Genomic DNA, 16,781 nt, shown 5'->3' with positions numbered 1-16,781 from the left:
GAGGGTACGAAGTGTGGCCGCCATCACGGAAGACCCCGAGCGGATTACCCCTCGCAGACGACGATCGGTGATGGGTTGTAGCGCGTCGTCTCCGTCTCGGTGCGCACCTCACCGGTGTTGACGTCACGCAGCGTGCGGGTGTCGGTGATCGTGAACCCGCCCGAGCCCTGGCTGGGGCTGCAGGGCTCACCGGGCGGGATGGTCACGGTGTTGGGGCTGGTCGGGTTGGTCCGCGGTCCGAAGGCCCCGGTCACCTCGAAGCGCCGGGTGCCCAGCAGCCGCACGGTGACCGACGACGGCGTCCACTCGGTCTGGATGAGCACCGCGGTGGGGTTGTCGTTGCGGAACCGGTTGTCGATGGCCCCGGTGGCGATCGTGGCCTCGCGACCGGCCGGGTAGCGGCTGATGTAGAAGCTGTGGGCCCGGTGCTCGATGTCGGTCATGCCGGCGAAGTAGGCCGCGTTGTACAGCGTGGTGGACACCTGGGACACGCCGCCTGCGATGCCCCGGCCCGGGCGGCCGTCGTCGATGACGCCGGCCTCGATGTAGCCGTTGGCGGCCGTGCGGGGGCCGGTGGCGGCGTCGAGGGAGAACGTCTCGCCCGGCTCCACCACGATGCCGTTGATCAGCTCGGCCGCGCGCCGGATGTTCTGGCCGGAGTCGCGGGCGAACCCGCCGGTGGTGAACTCGCCGATCACCGAGGCCTGGCCGAGGCTCTCCAGGTCGGCGCTGGTCAGCTCGGCGGGCTGGTCGGCGTAGACCGCCGTGATCTCGCGCGGCCCGGTGCCGGTGAGGACGGTCAGCAGGTCGGTGAGCGTGGCCTCGTAGTCGACGCCGCGCCCGTCCTGCGAGGGCACGACCGACGGCGGGGAGGTCGAGAAGTCCAGCCGGGCGTCGACCGGCTCGCTCTCCGAACCCGCCAACTGGTCGGTGAGGGCGTCGGTGATCACGGTCGGGTTCAGCACGGGCGTGAGCCCGCCGTCGTCGCCGGGCTCGAACGTGAGCGCCTCGGCGATGGTCGCGGGCTCCAGCGTCCCGCGGGCGTCGCCCTCCCCGATCACGGTGATGGGGGCCGACACGGCCGGGACCGCGACCTCGTCGATGGCGGCGGCCACGTCGGCGGCGGTGGTCAGCGGCGGCAGCGGGGTCAGCGGGAGCGCGACCGGCACCCCGGACGCCCATTCCCGCTCCAGCACGCCGATGGCGGCCTGCTGGTCGAGCTGCTGGCCGGGCACCGGGTCGACGGGGACCGGCGTGGTGCCCTCGAAGCGGACCGTGCCCTCGGCCGGGAGCCGGTCGACGATCGGGCCCAGCTCGGCGATAGCGGGCCCGAGGGCCTCCCGGTCGACCGTGGTGGCCACCCCGATCTCGCGCTGGGTGAACAGCGAGGTGATCCGGGTGATCGGGTTGAGGGGCTGCTCGCCCGCCCGGGCCAGCGTGCCCGCCCAGTCGACGGCCAGGCCCGCGGTGGTCGGGTCGATCTGAGTGCTCACCTCGCCGACGGTGACTTCGACGGGCCGTGTGGAGCGCGGCTCGATCGCGGCACGCAGCTCCTGCTCGGCGTCGACGAGGTTGAGGCCGCCGACCGGGACGCCGGCGACCGTGACACCGCGCGGGACCGAGCCGGAGCTGAGCAGCAGGTCACCGACGTAGAGCAGCGCGAGCAGCGCGACCACGGCCGCCCCGACGAGCAGCGGAAGGCGCCGCCGCGGTCGGTCGGTCGACACCGTCTCCGAGCCGTCCGGCGGGGTGGGCGGCGGGGCGACGGCCGAGAGCGGGATGCGCTCGGTCGGCGGCTCGCCTGCCGGTGCGCCGGAGCCCGCCTGCACGGATGTGGCTCCGAGCGCCATGACCTGGGTCGTCTCGGCGTCGACGGAGCGCTGCCACGGAGGGGCGGCGGGCGACGGTGAGGCCGGCGGGGACGACACCGGCTGGGACGACACCGGCTGGGGCGACACCGGCTGGGGCGATGGCGGCTGGGGCGACGCGGGCCCGGGCTGGGGCCCCGCGGTGGGGGTCGGCGGGACCGGGACCGCGACCGTCGGGCTCTCCGCGGCGGGCGGCTCCGCGGTCGGGTCGGTGGGTCCGGGGTGGGGGGTCGGGCGGGTCGGGCTCTCCGCGGACGGCGTGGCCACCGGGGTGCGCGCCGGGCCCTCGGCTGCGGGCTTCTCCCCCGCGGGGGCCGGACGCGGGCGCGGGCGAGGGGACGCGGCAGGCCGGTCGGCGGGGGGCGGCTCGGGCAGGTCGGCAGCACCCAACGTCGGCGTGCCGGGATCGGCTGCCGCGCCCGACGGCTCGGCCGCGGGACCGTCCTCGGCGATGGCGACGGCGCGATCGGCGGTCATCGCGGGCTCGTCGCCGGAGGGCGCCTCGTCCCGGGGCTCGGCCGCGGCGGGCTCGGCGGCCGACGGCTCGGCCGCCACCTGCTCGGCGACCTGCTCCGCCACCGGGTCGGGTGCGGGCTCGGGGCGGGCGGGCGGAGAACCGCCGACCGCGCTGCCGTTGGCGGCCGAACCACCGTCGGGACGGCCGGCGCCGCCGTTCGTGGAACCGTCCGTCTCCGGACGTGCCGTCACCTCGCCGGGCGAGGACTGCCGCTCGGGCATGAAGTCCGACTTCCCCTCAAACATGTGACCGGGCCCCCACTGGCTCCGGTCGTCGCCGCCAGGTCGCGGCCTCGAACATGAGTGGCCTACAGGTACAGACCGGTTCCGTGTTCCGTCCGCTCGGTCGCGACGGCGTGCAGTTCCCGTTCCCGCAGCACGAGGTAGGTCGTGCCCTGGACCTCCACCTCGTACTGGTCGTCTCTGGCGAACAGCACGCGATCCCCCACCTTCACCGTGCGGACGTGGTTCCCGATGCCGAACACCTCTCCCCAGACCAGACGTCTGGCGACCGTCGCGGTTGCCGGGATGACGATCCCGGCGCTGCTGCGACGCTCGCCCGTGTCCTCTGCGTCCCGCACCATCACACGGTCGTGCAGCATCTGGATCTCGAGCTTGGGGTCCAGCACCGGCGTGATGCTACGGCCCGTGCCATGACGCGCTGCGCGGGCCCGGGACGAGGAAAACCTCGCGGTGCTGTCAGGTCGGGGGTCCGACAGCACCGCGAGGCTGTACTGGAATTCGGTCCCGGGACCCGATCCGTTAGCCCGCCGCCACCCGAGACCATGTTTTCACTCGTTCGGGCGAACGGGCTCACGCCTGCGCCAGCAGGTAGCGGCCGAAGTGGGGCACGGTGAAGGCGATCTGGCCGCGCTGGGCGGAGAACACCAGTCCCTTCTTGAGCAGGCTGTCGCGGGCAGGCGAGAGCGACGAGGCGCGTCGCTGCAGGTGTTCGGCGATGCCCGAGGTGCCCACCGGTTCGTCACGGCCCTCGGCGAGCTCGGCCATCGCCCGCAGGTACTCGCGCTCCGCCGGAGTGGCGCGCTCGAAGCGAGACCCGAAGAACCCGACCGCGAGCTCCGCCTCGGCGTCCGGAGCGGCCATCTTCACGTCCGCGGCGGAGATGGGGTCGCGCGGCGCGGCGTCCCATGCGGCCTTGCCGTAGGCCTGTACGAAGTAGGGGTAGCCGCCCGAGCGCTCGTAGAGCTCGTCGAGCGCGTCGGGGTCGAAGGAGGCGTTCTCGCGCTCGGCCGGGGCGAGCAGCGCGAAGTCGGCATCGGCGCGGTCGAGCTGACCGATGCGGGTGTAGCGGAACAGCCTCTCGGAGTAGGACTTGGATGCCGAGAGCACCGCGGGCAGGTGCGGCAGCCCCGCCCCGACGACGACGAGCGGGGCGCGCGACTGCGACAGCTCGTGGCAGGCGGCGCACAGGGCCGACACGTCGTCGGGGCTGAGGTCCTGCATCTCGTCGATCAGCAGCGCCACGCCCGTCTCCAGGTCCGCGGCGAGCGTGGCGACCTCGGTGAACAGCTCCACGAGGTCGATCTCGATGTCCCCGGAGTCGGCCTTCCCGGTGCGGACGGGCACGTCGATGCCGGGCTGCCAGCGCTCGCGCAGCTTCGCGCCCTCGGGGGCAGAACGCAGCGCGAAGGCCTTGAGCACGCCGAGCACCTCGGCGACCCGCTCGCCGTCGGGGTGACGCACGGCGAGATCGCGGATGGCGCGGTGCAGGGCCGCGGACAGGGGACGGCGCAGGTCGGCCTCGGGCCGGGCCTCGATCTTGCCCGCCCCCCAGCCGGCGCGGACCGCCATCGAGCGCAGCTCGCCCAGCAACACCGTCTTCCCGACCCCACGCAGCCCGGTGAGCACCAGGCTGCGCTCGGGTCGACCGCGGGCGACGCGTTCCAGCACGATCTCGAACGCGTCGACCTCGCGGTCGCGTCCGGCGAGCTCGGGCGGTCGCTGGCCTGCCCCGGGGGCGAACGGGTTGCGCACGGGATCCACGGATCGGACAGTATCCGGGTTTCTTCACCGAACCGTAGACATCGCTAGCGAACGCGATGGCGTGTCGTCGATCGGGCTCTATCGCCGTCTATGTCTGCTGCGGTAGAGATGCGTAGAGAACGCTACGCGCGCCGAGTGGCCGCGTCGGCCAGGCAGAACAGCCCGAACGCGCCGATCCCGGCGGCCACCAGCGTGAGAACCGCTGAGCCCGGTGCTGCCGACCCCAGCGCCCGCAGTGCCGCATCGAGACCACCGGCCCGCGCCGGGTCCCCGGTCAGTGCCGCGACACCGGTGAGCACCCCGACCACGGCCAGCACCAGGGCTCGTGACAGGTGCCCGGCCACACCCAGCCCGGCGATGACCGCACGGCCTGCGGCCGGTACGGCGTCGAGGTCGAGGTCGCCGAGGAACGTCCGCCGGACACCGGTGTAGGTCATCATCACCGCCAGCACCATGATCGTCACGGCTGCACCGCCGAGCAGCCACCGACCGGCCTGCTGCTCGAGCAGCGCCGCGGCGAGGCTGCGGGCGGCGCTGTCGCCACCGGGCCGGGCCGGGCCGAGCAGGTAGTCGACGGTGATCACGGCGAGCCCGCCGGTCGCGATCGACTTGGCGACGGCGCCGAACCGCTTGCGGACGCGCTCACCACCGTGCACCCACCGGAAGCCGACGGCGGCGGCGGCGAGCTGCCAGAGCGCGAAGGCCGTGAGCCCGGCCGCACCGACCGCCAGCGCGGCGAACCCACCGGGCAGGCGCGAGATCGCGCCGACCGCGCCCGCCGCGTCCGCGGGCGCGTCGGGCATCCGGAGCGCGAGCTGCAACGCCAGCCAGGCCACCATCAGGTGCACCAGCCCGTACCCGACGAGTCCGACCCTGCCGAGCGCGTCGACGACCCGGCCCGGGGAGTCGGAGGGGCCCCGCCGGACCAGCCGACGCAGGCGCTGGAGGGGACCGGGCACGGCCGAGTTCTACCCGGTCGGCACGGCCGCCACCGCCGGGGGCCGCGACCTGGTTGGCTGGCGCCATGACCGAGATCGTGACCGAGGGCAACGGTTGGCACGAACGACCCGGCGACCGCGCCGAACTCGACGTGGGCTTCACGGCCACTGGTCGCACCCGCGCGGGCGCCGTGGCCGCGCTCGGCGAGCGGGTGGCGGCCGCGGCGACCGCCCTCGACACCGACCGGCTCACGATCCGCCACCGCAGGCTGTGGGTGCACAACGAATGGCGCCGGGAGCGGGTGGTCGGCTGCCGGGCGGGCGAGGACATCGGCCTGCTGCTCACCGACGTCGGCGCGCTCGAGGAGATCCTGTCCGCGCTGATCGCGGCCGAGCCCACGGCGCTCACCGGGCCGCGCTGGACACTCGCCGATCCCGCCGGCGCCCGCCGGGAGGCCCAGCGCCGCGCGGTGACCGATGCCCGCGACCGTGCCGAGGGCTACGCCGCGGCCCTGGGCCGCACGCTCGGGCCGCTGCTGCGGCTGTCGGAGACCGGCGTCCCCGAGCACCACCCGGCGATGTTCGCCCGCACGGCTGCCGACGACTCGAACCGGCCCCCGGACGTCCGCGATCTGGGGCTGGAGCCCGAGCCGGTGCGCGTGACCGTCCGCTGCACCACTGCGTGGCGGCTCACGTAACGCCATCGGGTCGCGCGCGACATGCTGGATGTGGACGTACCACCCGCGGCCGCACCGCTGCGCCGACCCACCGCGCACGCCCGTCGCGCGCTCGTCGCGGCCCAGATCGGCCTCGCCTGCCTCGTCGTACTGGCCGCGGCCGCGGTCGGCGGCGCCGTGCAGGACCGGGTCGACGACCGCGCCGGCCTGCGGCCCGCACCGGTCGGGACGCAGCAGGCCGTCGTGCGGGACGAGTCCCGGCCCGCATCACGTACGGCCGGGCTGGATGACCCGCCGCGGGGCCGCGGTGCAGCGCCGGGCGAGATCGGTCGACCGGCGACCCGTGGCGGGAACGAGGGTCCGCTCGCGGCCCTCGGCACGCTGCTCGTCGGCTGGACGCTGACCGCAGCCGCCGGCACCGTGGGGCGCCGCCGGCTGGAGGAGTGGGAACACGACCGGTGGGCCGCCGAGTGGGCCGGTGTGGAGCCGGTGTGGAGCGGGCGGGTGTCGTAACGCCCGCTCAGCCGGCCTTCCGGTCGGGCGGGTCGACGATCGACCCCTCGATGACCGGTGGGGACCGGTCCGGTCGCCCGGTGTCCGGCCGTCCCGTGTCGGGTCGGACGTCCGGCCCGTCGACCACGGTGCCGTCGACGATCGGGCCGTCGGCCCGGATGCGGGCGGTGCGCAGGCCCGGAGCCCGGCGCTCCGCCGCGCCCACCAGCCGCCTGCGCACCAGCGACCGCGTGGGCGGCAGCACCAGCAGCAGCCCGGCGAGGTCGGTGACCAGGCCGGGGACGAACAGCAGCACCCCGCCTGCGGCCACCAGCAGGCCGTCGGTGACTTCGGCCGTCGCCACCCGCCTGCTGTTCATCGCCTCGGCGATGGCCTGGGCGGCGCGCACCCCCTCCCGGCGGGCGAGCCACAGCCCGAGCAGGGACCCGGCCAGCAGGACCACGAGCGTCCAGCCGAGTCCGATCACCGAGCCGAGCGCGACGAGCGCGACGATCTCGACCACGAGGTACAGGAGCACGAACGGCATGTACAAGTAACGCACGAGACGCCGCCCGTGCTCCCGTGACCGCATCACAACTCGGTGTCACCTCCCGGTCACCGGACCAGGGCGTGCCCGCAGGAGAACATGGTGGTGGGGTCGAGCCGGTGCTTGACGGCGAGCAGCCGGGCGCGGTCGGCGTCGTCCCACAGCCCGAGCACGCGGTCGGGGCCGGCCGCACCGAGGAAGTTCAGCAGCGCGCCGCCCGCCCACGGGGCCATCCGGTCTACCAGGGACTGCGTGATCGCGGGCATCGTCTCAGCGAGCGGCCCGGCCATCGGGCCCAACGCGAGCAGCGTGAACGCCGCGTCGCGCCCGGCCACCGCGTTGGGCACCCGCGCCGGGCGAGCGGCCGCCCCGCCCAGGTGCCGCACCTCGACCATGACCAGTGGCACGTCCACGTCCGGCCCCGCGACGGCGAGCAGCTCGTCCACGGCCTCGGCCGGCAGCGCGCGCAGCGTGGCACCCCGTTCCCACGCCGGCATCGGGTCGGTGGGGTCCATGTGGATGGAGTCGACCGCCGCATAGGGCATCTCGGCGACCAGGTCCATGACGGTGGGTGCCGCGGCGCGCATCGGGGCGAGCAGCGCGGCCCCTTCCTGCGGAGATCCGAGGTGCGCGTAGCGCAGGTGCACCACGAACTGCCCGCGCAGCGGTTCGGGCAGCTCGGGCAACGGCGGCATCCGCAGCAGTGCGATCGAGGTCGTCGTCTCCTCGGGCAGCGACTGCACCCAGGTGCGGTAGGTGTGCAGCACGTCGGCCGCCGCGGCACCGGGGAAGAAGATGCCGCCGCCGTACAGGCTCGTGACCGGCACCAGGTCGAACTCCAGCTCGGTGACGATCCCGAAGTTGCCCTTCCCGCCGCGCAGCGCCCAGAACAGCTCGGGATCGGTGGCCGCGTCGACCGACAGGATCTCGCCCCCGGCGCTCACGAGCTCGGCGCGGCGGACGTGGTCGGCGGCGAAGCCGTACCGACGCGCCATCGGGCCCAGACCGCCGCCGAGCGGGTAGCCGATGACGCCGACCCGGCTCGACGAGCCGTTCAGCGGCGCCAGGCCGAACGGCGCGGCGGCCTCGATCACCTGGGCCCAGCGGACGCCGGCGCCGACCCGGGCGGTGCGGGCCACCGGGTCGACGGCGACGGTGGACATCCGGCCCGTGGTGACGAGGACGGTGTCGGCCAGGTCGGAGAGCAGACCGTGGCCCGTGGACTGCACCGCCACGGCGCGGCCACGCGCGGCCGCCCAGCGCACCGCGGCGGCGACGTCGGCGGCGCAGGTCGCGCCGACCACGACCGCGGGGCGCGGCGTGTGCGTCGTGTTGAAGGCCGCGACCTCGTCCGCGGTCCGCGGGTCGTCGCCGGTCAGTACCGGCCCCGCCACCAGCGGCGCGAGGTCCTCGATCAGGTCGGGGGTGGAGAAGGTGGTCATCTCGGGTCTCCGGGAATCGGGGGCGGCCCGGGTCGGGCCGCCGTGGCGGGACCACGGTGCGGGGACCTGCTTGCGCGGCGCTGGCGCCGACTTGGGTCCCGCTACCCGTCGACTTGGGCCAGGGCGGCCCGGGCCCGCTCGGCCCACGGCCGGGCACCCAGCGCGGTGTCGATCCGGATCGCGTCCGCGAGGTGGGCACGTGCGGCCGCGACGTCGCCTCGCCGCGCGGCGAGGCGTGCCCGCACGCCGGGCACCGAACCCCCCCTGGCGTTCGCCGTGCCGGCCACGACCAGCTCGTCGGCCTGCGGCAGCAGGTCGCGGTAGAGCGCGGCGGGATCGGGGGAGCCGAGGGCCGCGGCCACCTCGCCCCATGCGCAGAGCAGGAAGTCGGTGCTCCAGTCGACCGGCAGGATCACCTCCGAGCGCTCCAGCAGCCGGCGCGCCGCGGGGAGGTCCCCGGACTCGGCGAGCGCGAGCACCGCGATCGGCCGCAGCCCCGCGAAGTCACCGACGGTGCCGTCCACGAGTTCGGACACGACCTCGTCGAGCCGGCCCCGGCCGCGACGCACGGTCATCCGCTGCACGAGCCGACACCACCGGGCGCCCCACAGGCCGGTCTGCTGCTGGAGCGCGAACGCCTCGTCGGCGTGCCGGTCGGCGAGGTCCCAGTCCCCGTGCAGGGTGGCGTGCCCGGCCTCCTGGTAGCTGACCTGCGCGCGCAGCTCGGCGAGTCCCAGGTCGGTGACCAGCCGTCGGGCCCGAGCGAGGTCGGCGCGCGAGAGTTCGAGCTCGGCGAACCGCATCGCCAGCGCGCCGCGGTGCAGCCGGGCCACCGCCTCGGTGTGCGCGGGCAGCCCGGCCAGCGCGAGGGACTCGTCGAGCAGCGCTCGCCGTTCGGGCTCTCCGCCCGGCACCCAGCCGGCGAGGTAGGCGTTGTTCAGGACCCGGCCGAGCAGCGGGACGTCGTCGATGCGGCGCGCGATCCGCGCGGCCTCCCGAGCCGCCTCCATCCCCTCCGGGCGCCGCCCGGTGTAGCAGAGCTCGCAGGCCAGCGTGCCCAGCAGCTCGGCGCGACGGCGCGGCGACCGCTGCCCGTCGGTCGCGGTGAGCAGCTCGTCGAGACGCTCGATCACGACCTCGTCGCTCGTGCCGTAGGGCCGCCAGTTCCACAGCGCGACCCCGCCGAACACGCCTGCCGCCTCGGCGGCCCGGTCGGGGTCGCCGAGCTCCCGGGCCAGCTCGATGGCCTGCGACAGCGCGGCCTGCGCACCGACCAGGTCACCGGCGGCCCGCCGGTCGCGGCCCAGAGCGACCAGCAGCTCCTGGGTGCGCGCGGTGTCCTGGCCGTCCGCCAGCTCGACGGCACGGGCGCCGTGCTCGGCCGCGGTGGCGAACGCGAAACGCTGGCGGGCGGACCCGGCGGCGGCCACGGCGTGCCGCAGGGCCGTGCCGGGGCCGGCGAACGGCCCGGCCAGGTAGGAATGGTGGGCCAGAGCGTCCAGGCGGGCCGCGCCGGGCAGGCCCTCGAGAGCGTGGGCGATCTGGCGGTGCATCCGGGCCCGCTGCGAGCGGGTGAGCCCGGCGACGATGGTCTCGCGCACGAGGTCGTGACTGAACCGCCACGCCCAACCCGTGCCCTGCTCCAGCACCACCCCGGTGATGACGGCCGCCTCCAGCAGCCCGACGATCTGCTCCCCGTCGACCTCCGCCGCGGCCTCGAGCACGTCGAGCGGGAACTCGCGGCCGACGACCGCGGCGAGGGTGAGCAGCGCCCGGGTGTCGGCGGGCAGCCGGCCCAGCCGACGCTCCAGCACGTCGCGGACCGAGGCCGGGATGTCGGCCGTCCCCGGGCGGGCGTCGAGGCGGCGCTCGCTGCGCAGCAGCTCGATCAGCTCCACCAGGAAGAACGGGTTGCCCTCGGTCCGCACCCGCAGCTCGTCTGCCAGTGTGGGGTCCGGCAGCCCCCGCGCCGCCAGCAGCTCCTGGACCTCCGCGGCGTGCAACCCGTCGAGGGCGACCCGGGTGACCGCACGCTCCCGGGCGAGGTCGGCGAGCGTGTGCACCAGAGCGTCGGTGCGTTCCTCGGCCGACTCGCGCAACGTGGCGATCACGAGCACCGGGACCGCGCCGATCCGGCCGACCAGGAAGCGCAGCAGGTGCAGCGACAGGGGATCCGCGCCGTGCAGGTCGTCGAGGACGACGAGCAGCGGCCCGCTCGCGGCCGCGGTGACGAGCGCCCCGCTGATCTGCTCGAACAGCTCGGTCCGGCGGGCGTCCGAATCGCCGGCGGTGCCCAGGGGCGGCTGGGTCCCGACCTCGGAGCCCAGCGCACGCAGCACCTGCGTCCACGGCCACAGCGCGGGTGCGGCCGCCTCGTCGGCGCACCTGCTCCACGCCACCCGGATCCCGCGTTGCGTCGCCACCGCGGCGACCTCCTCGGCGAGCCGGGTCTTGCCGATGCCCGCCTCCCCGCCGACCAGCACCACCGCCCCGGCTCCGGCCTCCGCGGCGGACAACCGGGCGGCGAGGGTGGACAGCTCGGCCCGGCGGCCGACGAACCCGCCACCCGTCGCGGCCGTCCCGGACGGCGCGGGGTGGGCACCCGAGGGGGCGACCGGGGCGCGCGGCCCCTCCACGGTGGGGTCCTGGGTGAGGATCGCCTGCTCCAGCCGGCGCAGTTCCGGGCCGGGATCGATACCCAGCTCCTCGCGCAGCAGCTCGCGGCAGCTGCCGAACGCCGCCAGCGCGTCGGCCTGCCGTCCGGTGCGGTAGAGCGCCAGCATCAACGAACCCCACAGCCGTTCCCGCAGGGGGTGTACGGCCACCAGGCGCTCCAGCTCGGCGACCGCGTCGTCGGGCCGTCCCGCGCCCAACATCGCCTCGACGTGCCGTTCCACCGCGACGGCCCGCAACTCCGCGAGCCGGGCCCGGTCGGCGTGCACCGCCGCGCCGCCGTCCCCGAGATCGGCGTAGGGCTCCCCGCGCCACAGGTCCAGCGCCGCGAGCAGTACGTCCTCGGCCTCCCGGTGCCGGCCGGTGGCGAGCAGCCGCTGACCGTCGGCCAGCAGGGCCTCGAAACGCGAGACGTCCAGCTCGTCGGCCTCGACGGCGATCAGGTAGCCGGGTGGCCGGGTCAGCAGCCGGGTCGGGGCAGCGCGCGGGGCTCGGTCGGGCTCGATCAACCGGCGCAGCTGGGAGACGTAGGACTGCAGGGTGCCCGTCGCAGTGGCGGGCGGCTCGGCGGCCCACAGCGTCTCGTTGATGCGGTCGAGCGGGACGACCCGGCCGTGGTCGGCGAGCAGCAGCGTGAGCAACGACCGCAGCTTCGGGCTACCGGGATCGATCGGCCTGCCGTCGGCCGTGGCGACCTCCAGCGGCCCCAGGACGCGGAACTGCACCCACAGAACACTAGGCACGCGCAGGACCTCGATCTAGAGCACGAGCTCCCACGTGTCGGCGTCGAGCCGGGCGTAGCCCAGGTCGACGAGCATGCGACGGCCCTGGTCGGTCCCCGGATCGGCGATCCGCGCGATCCGGCAGCCCTCCGCCCGCACCGCCGCCGTCACCTGCCGTGCGAGTCGCCGGCCGAACCCCTGGCCACGGTGCCGCTGCGGTACACCGCCACCGACGACCGTGGCGACGTCGCCCACCCGGCGCACCTCGATCACCGCCTTCGGGTCCTCGCCGGCGGGCCCTGCGACATCCTCCAGCGTGTACACGACCATCCCGCCCGGCCCGCGGCCCTGCCGCGGGCTGCGCCGCATGAGGTGCGACTCGGCCGCGGTCATGAGGACAGTGTGCCCGGGCGACTTGTGGCCGACTTGAGGCGTACCTGCGCCGGCGCGTGCAGCCGTCGGCAAGCGCCCGCCCGCACGCTCTGCGCCATGACCACCATCGACCCCGCCGCCGGCAACGACGTCCGGGGCTTCCTGCTCATGCACGACCAGATCCGCGCCGTCGTCCCGGAAGCGGCCCGCCATGTCCGCGCCCTGCGTCCCGGCGACCGCCGCGGCGCCCGCGCCCTCGTCCGATGGTGGGCCGTGTTCTCGCGGGCCCTGCACCACCACCACACCGCCGAGGACACCGAGCTGTGGCCGCGCGTGCTCGCCACCGCGCCCGAGGTCGCCGCCCAGGTGCGGCGCCTGGAGGCCGAGCACGCGCCGCTCGACGCCGACCTCGCCGACGTCACCGCCGGGCTGGAGGGTCTCGGCGCCCTGGCCGAGCCGGAGTTCACGCCCGCCGCCGCGCAGCTCGCCGCCGCCCTGTCCCGCCTGGACACCTACCTGCGCCGCCACCTCGCCGCGGAGGAGGACCTCCTGCTGCCCGTGATGCGGCACCGCATCCCCGCCGGCGACTGGGCGGCGCTGGAGGCCGCCCTGGCGAAGCAGGGCGGCTCCCGCGACACCGCGGTGCTCCTGCCGATGTTCCTGGCCTACTCCGAGCCCGACCGCGTCGCGTCCCTGCGCGAGCAGCTGCCGGCGCCCATCCGCGTGCTGCACGACCTCGTGCTCGGCCCGCGGTACCGGCGCCTGCTCGCCGCGCTGCCCGCCGGCGGGGGACCCACTACCAGGTGAGGGCCAGCCCCGGGTCGGTGAGCAGCGCCCCGACGTCGGCGAGGAAGCGCGACCCCTGCTCGCCGTCGACGAGGCGGTGGTCGAACGACAGAGCCAGCTGGCACACCGTGCGCACCGCCAGCTCGCCGTCGACCACCCATGGTGTCGGCTTGATCGCGCCGACGGCCAGGATGCCGGCCTCGCCGGGGTTGAGGATCGGTGTGCCGGTGTCGACCCCGAACACACCCACGTTGGTGATCGTGAACGTGCCGCCCGCCATGTCCGCGGGCGGCGTCCTCCCTGCCCGTGCCGTGGCCGTCAGCTCGCCGAGCGCGGCGGCCAGGTCGTGAAGGGTGAGCAGGTCGGCGTCGCGGATGTTGGGGACGATCAGCCCGCGCGGCGTCGCGGCGGCGATCCCCAGCTGCATACGGTCGTAGAAGACGATCTCGCCCGCGGCCTCGTCCCAGTGCGCGTTGACCGACGGCGTGCGCCGCGCGGCGAGGCACACCGCCTTCGCCACGAACGCCAGCGGTGTCAGCTTGACGTCGGTGTACTCGCGCGTGGCCCGGAGCCGGTCGCGCAGGGCCATCGTCTCGGTGACGTCGACGGCGAGGAACTCGGTGACGTGCGGCGCGGTGAACGCGCTGGACACCATCGCCGCGGCGGTGTGCTTGCGGACGCCCCGGATCGGCTCGCGACGCACCCCCGACCCGGTTGCAGCATGGCCACCTTCACGCAAGCCGGCTGCGGGAAGGTGGCCATCCTGCAACTCCGGCGGGGCCGCGGCGTGCGCCTGCACGTCCTCGCGCGTGATCACCCCGCCCGCGCCGGACGGTGTGACGGCGCGCAGGTCCACCCCGAGGTCGCGAGCGAGCTTGCGCACCGGCGGCTTGGCGAGCGGCACCGTGCTCCCGACGGCCGTGGGCTCCCGCTGCGGCTGTGACGGGGCGGCGGGCGCGGCGGGGGCAGGCGCGGCGGGGACGGGCTCGGCGGGGGTGGGCGCGGGGGCGGCCGGGGACGCCGCTCCGCGGCGGGGGCGGCGGGTGACCGAGCCGGGCCGGGGTCCGTAGCCGACGAGGTTGGCGATGCGCCCGTCCTTGCCCGGCTCGCCGATCTTCGCGCCCTCCTCCTCGTCCACCGGCTCGGGGGCGGGAGCGGCTTCGGCCGTCTCGATGCTGATGATCGGGGAACCGACGGTGACGGTCTGGCCGGGTTCCACCAGCAGCTTCCCGACGGTGCCCGCGTACGGGCTCGGCAGCTCGACGGCGGCCTTGGCCGTCTCGATCTCGCACAGGATCTGGTTGACGGTGACGACGTCGCCCGCGGCCACGTTCCACGTCACGACCTCGGCCTCGGTCAGTCCCTCGCCGACGTCGGGCATCGCGAACTCACGCAGCACGGGAGCTCACCAGCCCATCGAACGGTCGACGGCGTCCAGCACCCGGTCGAGGTCGGGGAGGTAGTCCTCCTCGCACTTCGACGGCGGGTAGGGGGTGTCGAACCCCGTGACCCGCAGCACCGGCGCCTCCAGCGAGTGGAAGCACTCCTGCTGCACGCGCGCGCAGACCTCGGCGGCCACCGACGTCTCCGACGGCGCCTCCGCGACCACGACGAGCCGCCCGGTGCGCCGCACCGAGTCGAACACCGGGTCCAGGTCGAGCGGGGACAGCGTCCGCAGGTCGATCACCTCGATGTCGTGGCCGTCGGTCTCGGCCGCGGTCGCCGCCTCCAGGCAGGTCTTGAGTACCGGCCCGTAGCCGGCGAGCGTGAGCGACGAGCCGGGCCGGGCTACGCGGGAGGAGTGCAGCGGTGCGGGGGTGGCGGACAGGTCCACCTCGGCCTTCTCCCAGTACCTCCGCTTCGGCTCGAAGAAGATCACCGGGTCGTCGCTGGCGATGGCCTGCTGGATCATCCAGTAGGCGTCGACCGGGTTGGAACAGGCGACCACCTTGAGCCCCGCGACGTGCGCGAACAGCGCCTCGGGCGACTCGCTGTGGTGCTCGACCGCGCCGATGCCGCCGCCGAACGGGATGCGCACCACCACCGGCATGGGTACGCGCCCCTGCGAGCGGAAGTGCAGCTTCGCGAGCTGGGAGACGATCTGGTCGTAACCGGGGAACACGAACCCGTCGAACTGGATCTCGCACACCGGCCGGAACCCGCGGATCGCCAGGCCCACCGCGGTGCCGATGATGCCGCTCTCGGCAAGCGGGGTGTCGAGCACGCGCTGCTCGCCGAAGTCCTTCTGCAGCCCGTCGGTGACGCGGAAGACGCCGCCGAGCTTGCCGACGTCCTCGCCCATCACGAGCACCTTCGGGTCGCGCTCCATCGCGGCACGCAGCCCGTCGTTGATCGCCTTCGCCATGGTCAGCACGGCCATCAGGAGACCCCCTCGAACGAGGCGTGGTAGGCCAGGAACGCCTCGCGCTGGGCGTCGACGGTGGGCGAGCCCTCGGCGTACACCTGCGAGAACATCCGGTCCGGAGGTGGTGGCGGCATGTCGACGCAGAACTGGCGGAACCGCGTGGCCAGCTCGTCGGCCTCGGTCGCCACCCGGTCGAAGAACGCCTGCTCGACGCCGTGGCCGCGCACCAGGTGCACCCGCACCCGCTCGATCGGGTCCTTGAGCTTCCACAGCTCCAGCTCGTCGGCGAGCCGGTAGCGGCTGGGGTCGTCGGAGGTGGTGTGGGCGTCCATCCGGTAGGTGAACGCCTCGACCAGGACCGGGCCGTTGCCGGTGCGGCACTCCTCCAGCGCCCAGCGGGTGACGGCGAGGCACGCGAGGACGTCATTGCCGTCCACGCGGATGCCGTCGAAGCCGTAGCCCTGGGCGCGCTTGTAGAGCGGCACGCGGGTCTGGCGTTCGGTGGGCTCGGAGATCGCCCACTGGTTGTTCTGGCAGTAGAACACGACCGGAGCGTCGTAGACGGCGGCCCACACGAAGCCCTCGTGCACGTCACCCTGGCTGGTGGCGCCGTCGCCGAAGAAGCAGATCGTGGCCTCGCCGTCGTCGCCGCCGACCCTGCCCTCGAACTTCTGGCCCATCGCGTAGCCGGTGGCGTTGAGGCACTGGTTGCCGATGACGATCGTGTAGAGGTGGAAGCCGAACGCCTTCGGGTCCCAGCTGCCGTGGTCGGTGCCGCGGAAGATGCCGAGCAGGTCGGTCGGGTCGATGCCACGCGCCCAGGCCACGCCGTGCTCGCGGTAGGACGGGAACGCCATGTCCTGTTTCTGCAGTGCCCGGCCCGCGCCGATCTGCGCGGCCTCCTGCCCCAGCAGCGGCACCCAGATCCCGAGCTGGCCCTGGCGCTGCAGCGCGTTGCCCTCCCGGTCGAACCTGCGCACCAACACGAGGTCGCGGTAGAGATTCTTGAGCGTCTCGACGTCGACGTCGGCGGCGTAGCGGTCGAACCGGGGGTCCGGGACGCGCTCGCCCTCGGGCGTCAGCAGCTGGACGAGGTCGGGCCCCCCGTCGTCGGTGCCGCGCAGGCCGGCGATCACATGGTCACGGCCGGGATGCGAAGCGGGCGCGTCGGACGTCGGTGGCGTCCAGTCGTGCGGAACGGACACGGGAGCTCCTCTGCTCGGGGCCCGCGTCCGGTTCGTGGCGGGCGCGGGTCGGCTCGACCGGGGCCCGCCGGCCCGGGGTGGGGGCCGCCGCGCGATCCGGCCTACCCCGCCATCGTGACGGGGCCGCGCCATCCTGACACGGCGGAGCGGGTGCGGGGGAGCCTGCGCCCGCAC

At 74.9% G+C, this 16,781-nt stretch carries 14 protein-coding genes; 3 read left to right on the top strand and 11 right to left on the bottom strand.

Features of this window, described 5'->3' with window-relative positions:
* Nucleotides 1-44: 44 nt before the first annotated feature.
* The 4 genes from Q1K26_RS25795 to Q1K26_RS25780 all read right to left on the bottom strand — a co-directional run bounded on the left by Q1K26_RS25795 (nucleotide 45) and on the right by Q1K26_RS25780 (nucleotide 5,347).
* Complete coding sequence (locus tag Q1K26_RS25795; RefSeq protein ID WP_300018399.1) at nucleotides 45-2,606, bottom strand: VanW family protein; 2,562 nt, start codon at nucleotides 2,604-2,606, stop codon at nucleotides 45-47.
* An 86-nt stretch (nucleotides 2,607-2,692) separates the two neighbouring features.
* Nucleotides 2,693-3,013: a co-chaperone GroES gene (locus Q1K26_RS25790; protein WP_300018396.1), complete on the bottom strand. Its 321-nt coding sequence runs from the start codon at nucleotides 3,011-3,013 to the stop codon at nucleotides 2,693-2,695.
* A 184-nt stretch (nucleotides 3,014-3,197) separates the two neighbouring features.
* Entirely contained in the window at nucleotides 3,198-4,388 is a 1,191-nt protein-coding gene (locus Q1K26_RS25785; protein ID WP_300018393.1) for an ATP-binding protein, read from the bottom strand.
* A 122-nt stretch (nucleotides 4,389-4,510) separates the two neighbouring features.
* Nucleotides 4,511-5,347, bottom strand: coding sequence for a DUF1206 domain-containing protein (locus Q1K26_RS25780; RefSeq protein ID WP_300018390.1), 837 nt, complete (start codon nucleotides 5,345-5,347; stop codon nucleotides 4,511-4,513).
* Between the two features lie 65 nt (nucleotides 5,348-5,412).
* On the opposite strand from Q1K26_RS25780, the gene Q1K26_RS25775 reads away from it, so the two are divergent.
* Both Q1K26_RS25775 and Q1K26_RS25770 read left to right on the top strand, forming a co-directional pair.
* A complete protein-coding gene (locus tag Q1K26_RS25775) occupies nucleotides 5,413-6,024 on the top strand; it encodes an SIMPL domain-containing protein (protein WP_300018388.1) in 612 nt (203 codons plus the stop codon).
* 30 nt (nucleotides 6,025-6,054) lie between these two features.
* Nucleotides 6,055-6,516: a hypothetical protein gene (locus Q1K26_RS25770; protein ID WP_300018385.1), complete on the top strand. Its 462-nt coding sequence runs from the start codon at nucleotides 6,055-6,057 to the stop codon at nucleotides 6,514-6,516.
* A 7-nt stretch (nucleotides 6,517-6,523) separates the two neighbouring features.
* Here Q1K26_RS25770 and Q1K26_RS25765 read toward each other — a convergent pair whose 3' ends face one another.
* The 4 genes from Q1K26_RS25765 to Q1K26_RS25750 form a co-directional block, all read right to left on the bottom strand.
* The gene (locus tag Q1K26_RS25765; protein WP_300018382.1) at nucleotides 6,524-7,042 is read right to left on the bottom strand and encodes an FxsA family protein; all 519 of its coding nucleotides are present in this window, start codon (nucleotides 7,040-7,042) and stop codon (nucleotides 6,524-6,526) included.
* Nucleotides 7,043-7,110: 68 nt separating this feature from the next.
* Nucleotides 7,111-8,484 carry an FAD-binding protein gene (locus Q1K26_RS25760; RefSeq protein WP_300018379.1) on the bottom strand — a complete coding sequence of 458 codons (1,374 nt, stop codon included), beginning with the start codon at nucleotides 8,482-8,484 and terminating at the stop codon, nucleotides 7,111-7,113.
* A 101-nt stretch (nucleotides 8,485-8,585) separates the two neighbouring features.
* Nucleotides 8,586-11,882 (bottom strand): BTAD domain-containing putative transcriptional regulator, encoded by a 3,297-nt coding sequence (locus tag Q1K26_RS25755; RefSeq protein WP_300018376.1) that lies wholly within the window; start codon nucleotides 11,880-11,882, stop codon nucleotides 8,586-8,588.
* Nucleotides 11,883-11,915: 33 nt separating this feature from the next.
* A complete protein-coding gene (locus tag Q1K26_RS25750) occupies nucleotides 11,916-12,272 on the bottom strand; it encodes a GNAT family N-acetyltransferase (protein ID WP_300018373.1) in 357 nt (118 codons plus the stop codon).
* A gap of 96 nt (nucleotides 12,273-12,368) precedes the next feature.
* On the opposite strand from Q1K26_RS25750, the gene Q1K26_RS25745 reads away from it, so the two are divergent.
* Entirely contained in the window at nucleotides 12,369-13,058 is a 690-nt protein-coding gene (locus tag Q1K26_RS25745) for a hemerythrin domain-containing protein (RefSeq protein ID WP_300018370.1), read from the top strand.
* Here Q1K26_RS25745 and Q1K26_RS25740 read toward each other — a convergent pair.
* Genes Q1K26_RS25740 through pdhA form a run of 3 tightly spaced genes read right to left on the bottom strand, consistent with a single transcriptional unit; the run spans nucleotide 13,048 to nucleotide 16,607 of the window.
* On the bottom strand, nucleotides 13,048-14,418 hold the full coding sequence (locus tag Q1K26_RS25740) for a dihydrolipoamide acetyltransferase family protein (protein WP_300018461.1): 1,371 nt from the start codon (nucleotides 14,416-14,418) through the stop codon (nucleotides 13,048-13,050). The two genes, Q1K26_RS25745 and Q1K26_RS25740, sit on opposite strands and share 11 nt — an antisense overlap.
* A 24-nt stretch (nucleotides 14,419-14,442) precedes the next feature.
* A complete protein-coding gene (locus tag Q1K26_RS25735; protein WP_300018367.1) occupies nucleotides 14,443-15,417 on the bottom strand; it encodes an alpha-ketoacid dehydrogenase subunit beta in 975 nt (324 codons plus the stop codon).
* Entirely contained in the window at nucleotides 15,417-16,607 is a 1,191-nt protein-coding gene (gene pdhA / locus Q1K26_RS25730) for a pyruvate dehydrogenase (acetyl-transferring) E1 component subunit alpha (protein ID WP_300018364.1), read from the bottom strand. The genes Q1K26_RS25735 and pdhA overlap by 1 nt, the downstream gene beginning before the upstream one ends.
* Between the last annotated feature and the right edge of the window lie 174 nt (nucleotides 16,608-16,781).

The organism is Pseudonocardia sp., from assembly GCF_029263155.1.
GTDB lineage: Bacteria > Actinomycetota > Actinomycetes > Mycobacteriales > Pseudonocardiaceae > Pseudonocardia.
This window is presented reverse-complemented; position numbering and strand designations above follow the sequence as displayed.